Source organism: Edaphobacter sp., from assembly GCF_035532915.1.
Taxonomy (GTDB): Bacteria; Acidobacteriota; Terriglobia; order Terriglobales; family Acidobacteriaceae; genus Edaphobacter.
The window spans coordinates 1-13,880 of the sequence record NZ_DATKQC010000287.1 but is presented as its reverse complement, the minus strand read 5'-3'; the positions used below and the strand labels follow the sequence as shown (position 1 = coordinate 13,880).

Sequence of the window (13,880 nt, the reverse complement as noted above, 5' to 3'; positions counted from 1 at the left end):
CGCAGGCGGAGGACCTGCTTTTGCGGTTGTCCTTGCTTTTGCCTGTTCTTGATCCGTGCCATCGATCAAAATCGGTGTTAAGCCTTCAATTTTTAAACAGCCGCTAAGATAGCAAGTTCACAAGAGTAGTTAACCACACATCATCCCGACCGGAGCGGAGAGACCCCTGTATTTCGCCTTTCACCCGCTTTTCCACCCGTCATGCAAATCCCAACCCATCGCCGTATCATGCAAATAGCCATGAAGCCGCGCATCGCCATCCCGCTCCCCACCAGCACTGACGCCGAGTACAACCGCATCGCCTGGCCCGTCTATGCCTCCGCCGTCGAAAAGTCCGGCGGCCATCCCGTCGAAATCCCGCTCAATCTCTCTCCCCGCCAGACCATCGACCTCATCAACACCTGCCAGGCCGTCCTTCTTCCCGGCAGCCCCGCCGACGTCAACCCGCACAAATACGGCCACGACCCCATCCCAGAGTGCAAACCCGCGGACGCGGGCCGCGAAAATGTCGACGAGCTGCTGCTTCAGGACGCCCACAACCTCTATAAACCTATCTTCGCCATCTGCTTTGGCACCCAGTCGCTCAACACCTGGCGCGGCGGAACCCTCGTCCAGCACCTCGCGCCCATGCCGGTGAACCACCCCGCCGGGCGCAGCGTGGCCATCGCCCACACCGCCGCCATTGCGCCCGACTCCGTGCTCGCCGCCATCATTCCCCCCAACGAGGCCGCCGAAGAGGCCCCCGAGCAGGAGGGCTACCTTCGCCTTCCCGTCAACTCCAGCCACCATCAGGCCATCGCCATCCCCGGCGACGGCCTGCGCGTCTCCGCCCGGTGCCCGCAGGATGGCGTGATCGAGGCAGTCGAGGGCGGCCAGACGCCGGACAGCGGCCACTTCGTCCTCGGCGTGCAGTGGCATCCCGAGCGCAGCTACGAGATCAGCGCCGCCTCCCGCGCCCTCTTCCACCGTTTCATCGCCGAAGCCAGCACCTGGACCCCGCGCCCCATCCAAACGTCAGTCTCCAGGTAAATGTTCCACGTGGAACATAAGCAGGGAACATGGAATTGAGGATTATGGATTGGCCGACAGAGTGTTCCACGTGGAACATTCTTTGATCGGTGCAGATCGGGGTTAAGCCTTCCTGCTGTGGCTGCACCCATCTGAGATACTGGAGCTTCCCATGGCCACGCTCTTCGACTCCGCAATTGCCGCCCTGCTTCAGCCCTATCTTGCGCCGCCTGCGGACCTTCTGCCCCGGCTTTCGGCGTATCTTGACCTGCTTTTGAAGTGGAACGCGCGAACCAACCTGACCGCCATCCGCGAGCCGGAGGAGATTGTGCGCCGCCACTTCGGGGAGAGCCTGTTTGCGGCCCGGCATCTGGGTGCGGAGGTCGATACCCTGCTCGATTTAGGCTCGGGGGCGGGGTTTCCCGGCGTTCCTATCGCCCTGCTGCGGCCTGAGGTGCGGGTGACGCTGGCGGAGTCGCAGAACAAGAAGGCAGCGTTTCTGCGCGAGGTGGTACGTACGCTGGGGCTTACGACCGAGGTCTGGGCCGGACGGGCTGAAGCCATGCCCACCGGGCGGCGGTTCCACACCGTGGCGCTGCGTGCCGTGGATCATATGGCCGTGGCGGTCGCTGCCGCCGAGCCGCGTGCATTGCGGCAGGTGGTTTTGCTGACCAACACGGCCAATGCTCCGGCGCTGGTGGAGTTTCGTGAGCAGAGCCGGGTGGCTATTCCGGGCTCGCAGAGCGCGTTGTTATTGATGGCTTCGCGGGGGTAATGTTCCACGTGGAACATTAGGGGTAGGGTGGGATTTGCGGCGCTTCGTAAACCCACGTCCCAGAATCGGGACATGGGGCACCCGGCGGTTGTGCTGTCCGCGAGGACGGCGGATGTTCCACGTGGAACATTGGGGCTGGGGTGAGATTTGGGGCGCTGCGTAAACCCGCGTCTCAGAATCGGGACATGGGGCACCCGACTTTATATGTGGTTTTGACTGAGGAGTTAATGTTCCACGTGGAACACTCGGGTTCAGACTGCGTGATTTCGGGTTCCTGCTCTGCTTTTTTGTTCCACGTGGAACAAAAGTTTTCCACACGGTACCACCGCTAACTCCCCTGAATATGCCCGGAATCCCGCATTCCACAAGTTCTCCACAGCGGAGGGCGCTTCTCCACACCCAGAACGATATTGCGCCCGCAGCCTATGCCCGATACCCTTTCATCTACCAAGCCATGGCTGAAAATCCTACCTCCAATAAGACCCCGCAGAGCGCACCGTCCGGTTCCAAGTCCACCCCAGAACCAGGCAGCGCGGCCAGCTCCAAGGTGCTCGCGGTCGTCAATCAGAAGGGCGGCGTGGGCAAGACGACCACTGCCATCAACCTGGCGGCGGCGCTCGCGCTCGAAGGGCTGCCGACGCTGCTGATCGATTGCGACCCCCAGGCGAACTCTACCGGCGGGCTGGGATTCGGGCGCGACGAAGAGCGCTTGAGCATCTATGACCTGCTGATGGGCCATTCTCCCGCCGACAAGATCATCGTTCCGACCGAGGTGGAGAACCTTTCGCTGGTTCCGGGGAGCAAGAACCTGATCGGCGCCAATCTCGAGCTGGTGGCGCAGGACCGCCGGGAGTATCGGCTGCGGGACGCGCTGGAGCCGGTAAGGGCGAAGTATCCCTTCATCATTCTGGACTGCCCGCCCGCGCTCGATCTGCTGACGTTGAACTCGCTGGTGGCGGCGGATGGGCTGCTTGTGCCGATGCAGGCCGAGTATTTTGCGCTGGAGGGGATCTCGGAGCTGATGTCGACGCTCGACCGGGTGACCCAGTCCTTCAATCCCAAGCTGGCGCTCGAAGGCGTGCTGCTGACAATGTATGACGACCGCACCAACCTCTCGCAGCAGGTGACGGAGAACCTGAAGGGATTTTTTGCCGACAAGCTGCTGACGACGACGATTCCGCGGAATATTCGGCTGGCCGAAGCGCCCAGCCATGGCAAGCCGGTTTCGCTGTATGACCCGAAGTCGCGCGGGGCTGAGGCTTACCGCGAGCTGGCAATGGAGCTGCTGAGCCGCAATAACATGAAGAGTCCGGAGGAGCAGCGGCGAAAGGCTGCCGCGAAGGCGGCGGCGAGTTCGCTGAAGTCGTTCCAGCAGCCGGAGAAGAAGAAAAAGTTCTGGCAGTCTTCGAAGTAGTTGCCGAAGATGGAAGGCTTACACGGATTAAAAAAGACAAGGCAACAGCAGATCCTCCCGCTTTGCGGAAGGATGACAAGCCAAGATAAGGGCTAGATGACAAGCCAAGGTAAAGACACGATGACACGCCTCGGTAAACACACGATGACAAGTCCCGGTAAAGACAAACAGAAAGCGTAAAAATATGGCAATCGCTACCACTCACGATCCTAAGCGCCGCGCTCTCGGCAAAGGCCTCGAATCTCTGCTGCCCGCACGTCCGGCAGTCGTTCCCCATATCGCCGCTACGGCTGCTGTCGAAGCGAACGGAAAGCCGCTCGAGATTCCGCTCGACCATATCGAGCGCAACCCGTTTCAGACGCGGACGCGCTTTGACGATGCGAAGCTGGCCGAGCTGGCCGCTTCGATTGCGGCGACCGGGGTGGTGCAGCCCATCCTGGTGAGGCCGCTGGGAGTGCCGAACCGCTACCAGTTGATCGCGGGCGAGCGCCGCTGGCTGGCGAGCCGCCGCGTGGGTAAGTCGACGATTCCGGCGATTGTGCGCCAGGTCTCGGATGAGCAGACGCTCGAGATCACGATTGTCGAGAATTTGCAGCGCGCCGATCTGAACCCGATGGAGCAGGCACGGGCGTATCAGCGACTGAGCCACCAGTTTCAACTGACCCAGGAGCAGATGGCGACGCGTACCGGCAAGGAGCGGGCGAGCGTGGCTAACTTCCTCCGTTTGTTGCGTTTGCCGGAGACGGTGCAGCAGAAGGTAGAGTCCGGCGATCTGAGCTTTGGCCACGCGCGGGCGCTGCTGTCGCTGGATACGGCGGAGGCGATGGCGAGCGCGGCGCAGAAGGTACTGGCGCTTTCGCTGTCCGTGCGGCAGACGGAGACGTATGTGCAGGGACTCATCAATCCCGAGGGAAAGCAGAAGAGGGCGGACAAGGCGAAGCCCGAGGTGGATCCCAATGTCCGCGAGGCGGAGGACAAGCTGCGGCGGACGCTGGGGCTGAAGGTGCAGATCGAGGACAAGAAGGGCAAGGGGCGGGTGATTATCGAGTACTCGGGGCTGGAGGATTTCGATGCGATTTTGACTGCGCTGGGCGGGACGGATTTGTAACTGATTTAGTTGCATATTGATTCGTATGCTTCGCTGCGGAATGGGAGGCGAAGGGCGGTCTTCTTTGGATGGAGTTTTGGTGATTCGAGCAAAACGCAGATTCCCTTCGGGAATGACAACAAAAGAAGGGGAATGACAGACAGGAGAAGGGCAAGGACAAGCTAGAGAAGAGTTACGCCTGAGAGGAAGGAGCTTCGAGGGCAACGGTAGTGGGCGGTAGCAGGGTTTGCAGGACAACTTCGTTGTACAGAAAGGGCTGCCGCGCCGAGCGGCGATAATGAAAGCTTCAGCACTCGAATTTCGTTTCCGCTTCCTGATTCATGCCGTCATCTTTATTCTTGGCTTCAGCGTGCCGTGGGACCGTTGGCTGCACCTGGACTCGTCCGGGCCGAATGCGCATGTGTGGGGCACGCTGTCGGCGCATCTGGCAATGCTCGCGCCGGGGACGCTTTCGATCGGCAGCGCGTTCAACCTGTTGCTTGTGCTGGGCGGGCTGTGTGCGCTGGCGAGCGCTTCGTTGCGTACGTGGGCCTCGGCGTACCTGGGGGCGGCGACGGTACAGTCGGGCAGCATGCATGGCGAGCAGATGGTGGCCGCCGGGCCTTATCGCTACTTCCGCAACCCGCTTTATCTCGGCATCTTCATCCACACGTTTGCGCTGGCGCTGTTTATGCCGCCGAGCGGTGCGGTGTTCTGCGTGATTGCGATTGCGCTGTTCGAGCTGCGGCTGATCTTCGGCGAAGAGGCGTTTCTGACGGCGAAGCTGGGAAAGCCTTATCTCGCCTATTGTGCGCGAGTGCCGCGGCTGTTTCCGGCGCTGCGGGCGCGGGTTGCGGCCTCGGCGACGACGCCGGCGTGGGGGCTCGCGTTTCTGGGCGAGATCTATATGTGGGGCGTGGTGGTGGTGTTTGCCGTGGAAGGCTATCACTACAACGCGCAGCCGATCATGCAGGGGATCGTGATCTCGCTGGGCGTGTCGATCGTGGTGCGGGCTCTGTTGCCGAAGGCGAAGGAGCCGGAGTTGACGGTCGCGAATACGGAGTAGGGGGTCCTTCCCATCCTTCGCTCTGTCACCCCAGCGAGCACAGACCGTTCGCCGGGGACCCCGACGGCTGCGAAGGATGGGGCACCCGGCGTTGGATCATGGGGAGATACTCCAGGGGCTTAAAGCCCCCGGGTTTTGTGGCTGGCTAAGAAGGCCAAGGCTAAAGCCTTGGCGTACCCAGAAGCGACGAGGACTCGCGGATAGTGTGGAAGCCTAAGTACGCCGAGGCGAAGGAAACTCCGATTAAGTCCCCACTGATTCCCTCAGAGGCTAAAGCCTCTTTGCATAGGAACGACTTACGACGCGGCTGAAGCCGCGTCCCTTCAAAACGAGGACTTAATCAGAGCTTCCCTAAAGAGATCTTCCTCCTGATGTAGTTTTGGCGATTCGAGCAAAACGCAGATTCCCTTCGGGAATGACAAACAAAAAGGAAGCCACGCCTGAGAGGCTAAGCGATAAGGGGCCGGTGGTGCTTCGACTGCTTTGGTGGGGAGGAAGCGGATTCCTGCGCTTCGCGGCGGAATGGAAAGACAAGGAGTTGCCTCCGCGAGGCGATCTGGTAAGCTATCTCCGCAGCTTGAAAACCATGCGCTAAGGATTGAGGGAGCATGATTTACACCTCCTTCGCCAGAGCCATCTTCCCAATCATCTTCAGGAGCCACAGGAGCCCTTTGCATGCTGATCCGGTCGTCTGTCCGTAACGCCACCCTCGGATTTTTTTCTGCCCTCATCCTTATTTTAAGCGTCTCCCCGGCGGCGCTTGCGCAGGACCAGCTGCTTACGGCGCTCAAGCAGAAGTACCGCATTACCGAGATCAATATGCAGGGCGTGGCGGCGGTGCCGGGAACGGTGCTCACGATTCAGGCCGATGGCATCAATGCTGAACCCTACCCGACCATGATTACCTTCGAGAACCCGGTGGTGGATGGGCAGGTGAAGCAGCGGTCCAAGGGCTTTGGGCTGCTTCGGAGCACGAACTCGCAGGTGCTGCAGCCGGGCCAGAAGGTGTATCTCACCAAGATCCACGGCAGCAGCAACAGCCATGAAGACGATTTGAAGATCACCTTCCTGACCTGCGATGCCGTGCTGGCGACGTATGGCGGCAACTACAGCCAGTATCAGGCGGCCAAGCGGTATTCGGGGACGCTGTCGTTCAAGCTGCCCAAGGGCGCGCTGGCGGAGATGTCGGCGGACGATGCGGCGAAGTTGATTGAAGCGGTTTTGACGGTGAATCCAGCGGACCAGGTGCGGGCGATCGACGCGGGAACGGTGGCGCGGTCGTGCGAGCCGCACTGCGCGGTTTCGACGACGACGGGCACGGTGGTGGGCGGCGCGGTGATCGCTGCTCCGGCTGGCGCTCCAGCCGCCGCTCCTCCTACGATTGCGCTGGGACAGACGATCGATCAGGTGACTTCGACCATGGGTGCGCCGCAGCAGATCATCGATCTGGGGGCGAAGAAGATTTATAAGTATCCCGATATGAAGGTTATTTTTATGAACGGCAAGGTCAGCGACGTGCAGTAGCGGTGGCGGCAGATGCGGACGCCCTGTCCTTTCGCAGATTGAGCGCGGGGGACAGGGTATTTCGCGTCTGGTTTTGGGCGTGTCTTAGGCGTGTCCTATTCGAAGGGGATAGGTCGGGACTTCAGCCCTTGCATTTCCCGGCATCAGGTTTCATGGGGCTGCGCCCCATGCGGGTATAGACCGCGCCTTCAGCGCGGAGTTCGCTCTCACCGCTCAGCGCCTCGAGGTTAAGAGAGGTCTGATTAAGTCGCCACTGATTCCTTCAGAGGCTAAAGCAGATTTGCTGTTGGTGTGGAGGAAGGCAACCGCAGATTCCCTTCGGGAATGACAAACAAAAGGCTCCGCAGACTCTACACCAACTGCAAATCTGCTCTAAGTTTTAAATGCGCGTTCTCGGTGATGCCCCGGGATGATCCGCGGTCGATTGCTTGTCGGGTTTAGCGGCGGCGGAAGGTGTTGCGGATGGCGCGGGTGCGGTCTTGCGTGCGGTCGGGGCCGCGGTCTTGCGTGAAGGTGCGCTCGGGCTCGGTGGGCTGCTGACCCTCGGGGTAGGCGACGACGAAGCGGCGGGGGCCGTCGCTGCTGGAGGCGGTGGGCAGGCCGGAGGCGGCGAGCGCGAGGTGCAGCAGGCGGCGCTCGCGCGAGTTCATGGGCGGGAAGGCGTAGGAGCGGTTGGTGCCGCGGACGCGGTCGGCACCGGCCTCGGCCATCAGCTCCAGCTCGCGGTTGCGGAGGGCCTTGAAGTTCTCTGCGTCGAAGGAGATGCGGTCGTGCTGGTCTGGCTCGAGGCGGAGGAACTTGGCGGCGAGGTGCTCGATGGAGTGGAGCAGCTCGGCGTTGCGGGCGGTGAGCAGGGGGGTGTCGGGGCCGGTGAACTCGACGGCGATCTCGGGGGATGGGACGGGGGGCGACGGGGCGTCGCCATTGGCGGGGAGGATTTTGAACTCCAGCCGGAGGCCGCTTGAGGCAAGCAGAGTGTGAAGGAAGTCATTGATCTTTACGATCTTCTCGTCTGTGGGGCTTGGGTCGTTGATTGAAGTCATCTCCGTGCTCTGTCGAGCATTATGGTCTCATGCCGACTGCCCGGCTTGCCAGTCCGTTGGTCGCGGAGGGGAGAATGGGCAACGGCGGCGGCGGAATACAGGGGTCACTGCGCTGCGCTTCGGTCGAGAGGACGTTCGTTTTGCCGGTTTCGGATGGGGAAATAGAGGTGGTCGCCTGTATTTCGCATTGATTCTTGCCTTAGCCGCCACCACCCTCGGCCCCGCCGGCATCTCAACCCGGAAAGGAGTCACTCATGAAGGTCGCCATCTTCGGAGCCAGTGGAGCGACGGGCCGCCTGCTCACCCGGCGCTGCGCCGATGCCGGACATCAGATTACGGCGCTGCTGCGCCACCCCGAGACCTTCCCCCTGCGGATGCTGGTGCGCGCCGTGCCCGGCAGCGCCTTCGACCCCGCCGCCGTCGCCCAGACCATTGAGAGCGCCGACATTGTGCTCTCCGCCCTGGGCGCCCACTCGCTCGGAAAAGAGGACGTCCTCGAGCGCGCCGTGCCTCTGATCGTCACTGCGATGCAGCATCAGGGAGTGCGCCGCATCATCGTCCTCGGATCAGCCGGAGCGAAGCCCGATGCTCTCGACAAGCAGCCTGCGTGGCGGCGCTGGCTTGTCGAGCACGTGGTCTACAACACCCTGCTCAAGTGGCCGGTCGCCTCGCAGCGCAGCCAGTATGCGACGCTCTCCGCCAGCAACCTCGACTGGACCATGGCCATGCCGCCGATGCTCACCAACGGCCGCGGCCGGGGCAAATGGCGCATCGACCCCGACGCCCTGCCGCCGAACGCCAGCCGCATCTCCCGCGAAGACGTAGCCGACTTCATGATGCAGCAGATCGACGACCCGCAATGGATCGGCAAAGCCGTCTACCTCTCCTGGTGAGTCGTCGTACTCCGCGCTCGAAGCCCAACCTGGGGAAGGTCTGATTAAGTCTCCGAGCATTCCCTCAGCGGCTAAAGCCGCATTGCAGACAAACCACTTGCGGCACGGCTGAAGCCGTGCCCTTAACAAAAGCGGACTTGATCAGAGGTTCCCTAGCAGCAAATTTGCTGTTGGTGTGGAGGAAGGCAACCGCAGATTCCCTTCGGGAATGACAAACAAAGGGCTCCGCAGACTCGACACCAACTGCTACTTTGCTCTTGCTACTTTGCTCTAACTACTTTGCTCTAACTACTTTGCTCTAACCTTTGCTCTAACTTTTGGTCGCGAGCACCAGCGGGGCAGGCCCCGGCGCATCCAGCAGCCGCGCATCGACAAACCCCGCCTGCTTCAGCCATGCACTGATCTCCGCAAACGAGAACGTGTCGCCCTCATCCGTATTGACCAGCATGTTGGCCGCGAAGAACAGCGACCCCAGCGGCCCGCTCCGGTCGTCCTCGACCAGGAACTCGCCGATGGCAATCGTCGCTCCGGGAGCCAGCGCGTCAAACGTCTTCTTCAGCAGCTTCCGGCTGCGCGCCTCGCCTTCGCTGTGCAGGATATGGCCCAGCAACGCCACGTTGTGGCCGTGGCCAAAGTCCGCTTCGAGCAGATCGCCGCCCACGAAGGTATAGCGGTCGGTCAGCCCGAAGCGGCCCACCGTCGCCTGCGTTGCCGGTAGTACATCGGCCCAGTCCACCGCCGTCACCGTCACCCCCGGCGAACTCTGTGCCAGCGCAATGCCCCACACGCCTGAACCCGCGGCGAGGTCCAGCACCTTCGCGTCGCCCTTGAGCTGCAGATGCTCGGCCAGCACCTTCGCCGAGGGGTAGCTCATCGGAAAGATATCGGTGACGAACTGCTGAAAGAACTCGACCCCCGCTCCCTGCTGATTCACGGCAGCCTCCGGCTTGCCGGTGCCGACGATCTCCGTCAACTTAAGCCACTTCGGAATCAGCTGCCGGCTGGCATGGGTCAGAATCCCACCCTGAAAGCCCGGCTTGGTGCTGACCAGAAAGGCCGCGCTCTCGGGCGTCAGCGCATAGCGGCCGGCGTCCACTTTGGCCAGAAACTCGAGGCCGACCAGCACATTCATGATGATGCGCAGCCCGCGCTCGGAGGCTCCCGTAGCCTCGGCCGTCTCCTTCACGGTCTTCGGCCCGGCGTCCAGCACATCGAAGACGCGATGGCGAATCGCCGCCTCCAGCACCAGCGGAGGGACATAGCTCCAGGTAAACTTCATAATTCGTTCCGGCGTAACCGCGGCAGAGGAAGTGCTCAAAGTCGTTCTCCTTATTTATCCAGCGTAATTTTTAATGAAGGCCCGAGGCAGCAATTCTATAGCTGTTTTCCTCCGCGTGTAGTCATGCAAGTTGGGAAGAAACGCAGATTCCCTTCGGGAATGACAACAAAATAGGGCGAAGCTGATCCGATAAAGAGCTATACCTACAGGGAAGGTCTGATTAAGTCTCCGAGCATTCCCTCAGCGGCTAAAGCCGCATTGCAGAGAAACCACTTGCGGCACGGCTGAAGCCGTGCCCTTAACAAAACCGGACTTAATCAGAGGTTCCCTAGGAGCATTGCTGGAGTACTTCGAAGCACAAGTGGTAAGAGACAAACATGAAAAAGGCCGGCGCTGAAGGCCGGCCTCTCATTTCTTTTCTCATTTTGAGACGCTCTAACTCAGCGTCTCCATCAGCTTGTTCACGGTCTGGTTCAGCGCCTTGTCGGTGCGGCGCTGCTCGTCGATCTTCGCGATGGAGTGCATCACCGTCGTATGGTGCTTGCCGCCGAACTGCCGCCCGATCTCAGGCAGCGAGGCCTCGGTCAACTGCTTGGCCAGGTACATCGCGATCTGCCGCGGGACGACAATCTGGCGCGAGTTGTTCTTCTGCTTCAGCTCCGCCACGCGCATGCCGAACTGCTCGGCGACGCTGCGCTGGATGGCCTCAATCGTGATCTTGCGCACCTGCGTGTCGATGAACTGCTTCAGGCACTGCTGCGTCACGGCCAGCGTAATCTCGACGCCATGCATCGAGCACCACGCGATCAGCCGCACCAGCGCGCCCTCAAGCTCGCGTACGTTCGTGCGCACATTCGACGCGATAAACAGCGCGACGTCGGTCGGCAACTGCGTCTGCTCGGACTCTGCTTTCTTCTGCAGGATCGCAACCTTGGTCTCGAGGTCCGGCGGCTGAATGTCGGCGATCAGTCCCCACTCGAAGCGCGAGCGCAGCCGGTCCTCAAAGTCCGAAAGCTCTTTCGGCGGACGGTCGCTGGCTATCACGATCTGCTTCATGCTCTCGTGTAGGGTGTTGAAGGTGTGGAAGAACTGCTCCTGCGTCCGCTCCTTGCCCGCGAGAAACTGAATGTCGTCGATCAGGAGAACGTCCACGCTGCGGAACTTGTCGCGGAAGCTGGTCATCTTGTCGTAGCGCACCGAGTCGATCATCTCGTTGGTGAACTTCTCCGCGCTGACATAGCAAATCGAAGCGTGCGGCTGCCTGCGCTTCACATCATGGCCGATGGCGTGCATCAGATGGGTCTTGCCCATGCCGACGCCGCCGTACAGAAACAGCGGGTTGTAGGCCTTCGAGGGGCGTTCCGCGACAGCCTGTGCCGCCGCCATGGCGAACTGGTTGCCGCTGCCGATCACGAAGGCGTCGAACTGGTAGCGCGGGTTCAGTTGCGAGGCCGTGTTCCAGTCGAACCGCGACTGCTCCGGCCCGTTTGCCTGCCGCCCACCCGAGCCCTGCGCGCCGCCCGGCCTCGGATTCGAATTCGGTGCATTGGGGCTATGGCTGGGCAACGGGGCAAAGCCGCCGTCCTCGCGCACCTTGGGAGCGCGAGGGTCCTGCTCGGGCGTGGTGAACGTCACCGACTCCACATCGAGGCCGAGGTTGTCGATCGCCTCCTGGATGAGGTCGGCGTAGCGGTCGCCCACATGCTGAAAGTCAGCCGAGGGGATGCGCACAAATAGCTTCTTGCCTTCGAGGTGCGAAAATCGCGTCGGCTTCAGCCATGTCTCGTACGACTGTCGGTTGATCTTCTTCTCAAGAGCGGCGAGGATGCGGACCCAATAATTCAATACGGCGGTGGCCGTCGGAACGAATGACATTCTTAGTTTCCTTGTCTTTTTCTCTGTTCCAACCCAGCTGGCACTTGTTCCATCGTCTATTCAAAAAAATCAAAAAGGAAACACCAGTCCTTCCCGGCTAGCAGGTGAGTGCGGGGAGGATTTCGTGTTGCCGGAATTCCCTTCGCGGAGCCCGTCAAAATCCCGGGTCACGAGGAGGAGTCGATCAACGTGAGGCAGAGTGCGAAACAGCTGGACTTGCAGAAAAACATCTTACTGAACGGGTTCGATAGTAGCACGGAAAACCAGGCGATTTTCAAGCCCATTCTTCAAAAAAATGAAGTTGCACCATTCCTTGTGAAGATCGAAAAAAGATGCCCGCGGGAAAGGAAAATTAGCGCCATAAAAACCTTCAATCCGTCTCCGCCAGCGCTCTCGCTGTGATAGAGAAGCGCACCTTCGAACCTGCACAGCCCTCTCGACCGAAGGCGTCCGGGTTTATCGCACGCCGCAGTGGAGAGGGCCTTGTATTTTCGATTGACGAAGCGGCGCTGTTGACCCTACGAAGCTACTTCGCCGCCGCCTCAATCTCCGCCCACTCCGCATCGCTCAGCTTCACGCTTGCCGCGGCGACATTCTCTTCCAGATGCGCGACCGAGGTCGTCCCCGGAATCGGCAGGACCACCTTCGACCGGTGCAGCAGCCACGCCAGCGAGAGCTGCGAGACCGTCGCGCCATGCTGCTTCGCCACCGCATCGAGCTTGCCGCCCGGCTGCGCCAGCTTGCCCGCCGCCACGGGGAACCACGGAATAAACGCCAGGCCATTCTTGTCGCAATACTCGAGCGTGTCCTCGTGCTCGCGGTCGCCGATGTTGTACTTGTTCTGCACGCTGACGATCTTCACGATCTTCCGCGCCTGCTCGATCTCGTGCGGCTTTACCTCGCTCAGGCCCACGTGGCGGATCTTGCCCTCCTGCTGCAGCTTCCGAATCTCGCCCAGCGACTCCTCGACCGGCGTCTTCGGGTCGATGCGGTGCAGTTGCCACAGATCGATGCGCTCGACCTTCAGCCAGCGCAGGCTCAGCTCCACCTGTTGCCGCAGATAATTAGGCTGCCCCAGCGGCTCCCACTTCATCGGCCCGGTCCTGGTCAGCCCGGCCTTGGTGGCGATCACGACGCCCTTGGCATACGGAGCCAGCGCCTCGCCAATCAGCCGCTCGCTCACCGCCGGGCCATACGCGTCCGCGGTGTCGATGAAGTCGACTCCCAGCTCGACCGCCCGGCGCAGCACCTTCTTCGCGCCCTCCGGGTCCTTCGGCTCGCCCCAGATGCCGTCGCCGGTGATCCGCATCGCACCATATCCCAAACGGTTGACGGTCATATCGCCGCCAATCGCAAACGTCCCGCTCGCCGCTGCATTCACATTTGCCATGCAACGTTGGATGCCCGCCGTCCGCGAATGGTGCATCGCGGCTCGCCTGACGTCAGGGTTTTAACAAAGCGATCTCAGAGCGGCAATCAACGCTTCTCCTCAGTCTCACGCACCTCGTGAAACGGAGTTGGGCGGAAGAGTTGTTGCTTCGTCTGCCAGCGCCAAAGTCTACGCTCTGCCCGGATCGACAAGCCGTCGTGCCATGAAATGCGTGTCTCTTCAATGAGCCGGCCCGGCAACTGGAGAAAGGTGCTCGTTTGGTCCACCGGAGGGACATCGCTCAGTCCTCCGCGCACGGTGTGGTCGGGCGTCGTCAAAATCTCGTGCAGATGGCCATTCTGAACCGTGTAGAGATCTGCCGAATCCTCCAACTCGTTCGAACCATGACCGGTATTGGCATGCTGCACAAAAACATCGTCCTCGCCCCGGACAAACGACAGCAGAGAGAATGTTGGTGCCGCATTAAAACAGCCGAGCCTCGCCGCATCAATGACATGCCATGGGGCGCGCTCGTCTTTGCTCAGGA

13 protein-coding genes are annotated in these 13,880 nt (G+C 61.1%); 8 read left to right on the top strand and 5 right to left on the bottom strand.

Going from position 1 to position 13,880, the window contains the following annotated elements; genetic code table 11:
- Nucleotides 1–240: 240 nt before the first annotated feature.
- The 7 genes from VMU57_RS13710 to VMU57_RS13680 all read left to right on the top strand — a co-directional run bounded on the left by VMU57_RS13710 (nucleotide 241) and on the right by VMU57_RS13680 (nucleotide 6,874).
- The gene (locus VMU57_RS13710; RefSeq protein WP_325384329.1) at nucleotides 241–1,029 is read left to right on the top strand and encodes a gamma-glutamyl-gamma-aminobutyrate hydrolase family protein; all 789 of its coding nucleotides are present in this window, start codon (nucleotides 241–243) and stop codon (nucleotides 1,027–1,029) included.
- A 151-nt stretch (nucleotides 1,030–1,180) separates the two neighbouring features.
- Nucleotides 1,181–1,783: a 16S rRNA (guanine(527)-N(7))-methyltransferase RsmG gene (gene rsmG / locus VMU57_RS13705; protein WP_325384327.1), complete on the top strand. Its 603-nt coding sequence runs from the start codon at nucleotides 1,181–1,183 to the stop codon at nucleotides 1,781–1,783.
- Between the two features lie 454 nt (nucleotides 1,784–2,237).
- Nucleotides 2,238–3,197 carry a ParA family protein gene (locus VMU57_RS13700; protein WP_325384325.1) on the top strand — a complete coding sequence of 320 codons (960 nt, stop codon included), beginning with the start codon at nucleotides 2,238–2,240 and terminating at the stop codon, nucleotides 3,195–3,197.
- 184 nt (nucleotides 3,198–3,381) lie between these two features.
- On the top strand, nucleotides 3,382–4,305 hold the full coding sequence (locus tag VMU57_RS13695) for a ParB/RepB/Spo0J family partition protein (protein ID WP_325384323.1): 924 nt from the start codon (nucleotides 3,382–3,384) through the stop codon (nucleotides 4,303–4,305).
- 277 nt (nucleotides 4,306–4,582) lie between these two features.
- Nucleotides 4,583–5,350 carry an isoprenylcysteine carboxylmethyltransferase family protein gene (locus VMU57_RS13690; protein WP_325384321.1) on the top strand — a complete coding sequence of 256 codons (768 nt, stop codon included), beginning with the start codon at nucleotides 4,583–4,585 and terminating at the stop codon, nucleotides 5,348–5,350.
- Between the two features lie 415 nt (nucleotides 5,351–5,765).
- Nucleotides 5,766–5,945 (top strand): hypothetical protein, encoded by a 180-nt coding sequence (locus tag VMU57_RS13685; RefSeq protein WP_325384319.1) that lies wholly within the window; start codon nucleotides 5,766–5,768, stop codon nucleotides 5,943–5,945.
- Nucleotides 5,946–6,025: 80 nt separating this feature from the next.
- Nucleotides 6,026–6,874, top strand: a complete 849-nt coding sequence (locus VMU57_RS13680; RefSeq protein WP_325384317.1) for a hypothetical protein — start codon at nucleotides 6,026–6,028, stop codon at nucleotides 6,872–6,874.
- 437 nt (nucleotides 6,875–7,311) lie between these two features.
- On the opposite strand, the gene VMU57_RS13675 is transcribed toward VMU57_RS13680, so the two are convergent.
- Nucleotides 7,312–7,917 (bottom strand): protein jag, encoded by a 606-nt coding sequence (locus VMU57_RS13675; protein ID WP_325384315.1) that lies wholly within the window; start codon nucleotides 7,915–7,917, stop codon nucleotides 7,312–7,314.
- Between the two features lie 254 nt (nucleotides 7,918–8,171).
- Here VMU57_RS13675 and VMU57_RS13670 point away from each other — a divergent pair, with 254 nt between their 5' ends.
- The gene (locus VMU57_RS13670) at nucleotides 8,172–8,810 is read left to right on the top strand and encodes an NAD(P)-dependent oxidoreductase (protein WP_325384313.1); all 639 of its coding nucleotides are present in this window, start codon (nucleotides 8,172–8,174) and stop codon (nucleotides 8,808–8,810) included.
- 310 nt (nucleotides 8,811–9,120) lie between these two features.
- On the opposite strand, the gene VMU57_RS13665 is transcribed toward VMU57_RS13670, so the two are convergent.
- The 4 genes from VMU57_RS13665 to VMU57_RS13650 all read right to left on the bottom strand — a co-directional run.
- A complete protein-coding gene (locus VMU57_RS13665) occupies nucleotides 9,121–10,128 on the bottom strand; it encodes a methyltransferase (protein WP_325384311.1) in 1,008 nt (335 codons plus the stop codon).
- A gap of 396 nt (nucleotides 10,129–10,524) precedes the next feature.
- A complete protein-coding gene (dnaA, locus tag VMU57_RS13660; RefSeq protein ID WP_325384309.1) occupies nucleotides 10,525–11,964 on the bottom strand; it encodes a chromosomal replication initiator protein DnaA in 1,440 nt (479 codons plus the stop codon).
- 526 nt (nucleotides 11,965–12,490) lie between these two features.
- Nucleotides 12,491–13,354, bottom strand: a complete 864-nt coding sequence (locus VMU57_RS13655; RefSeq protein WP_325384331.1) for an aldo/keto reductase — start codon at nucleotides 13,352–13,354, stop codon at nucleotides 12,491–12,493.
- A gap of 86 nt (nucleotides 13,355–13,440) precedes the next feature.
- On the bottom strand, nucleotides 13,441–13,880 hold a 440-nt coding region (locus tag VMU57_RS13650), incomplete at its 5' end, for a hypothetical protein (RefSeq protein WP_325384307.1).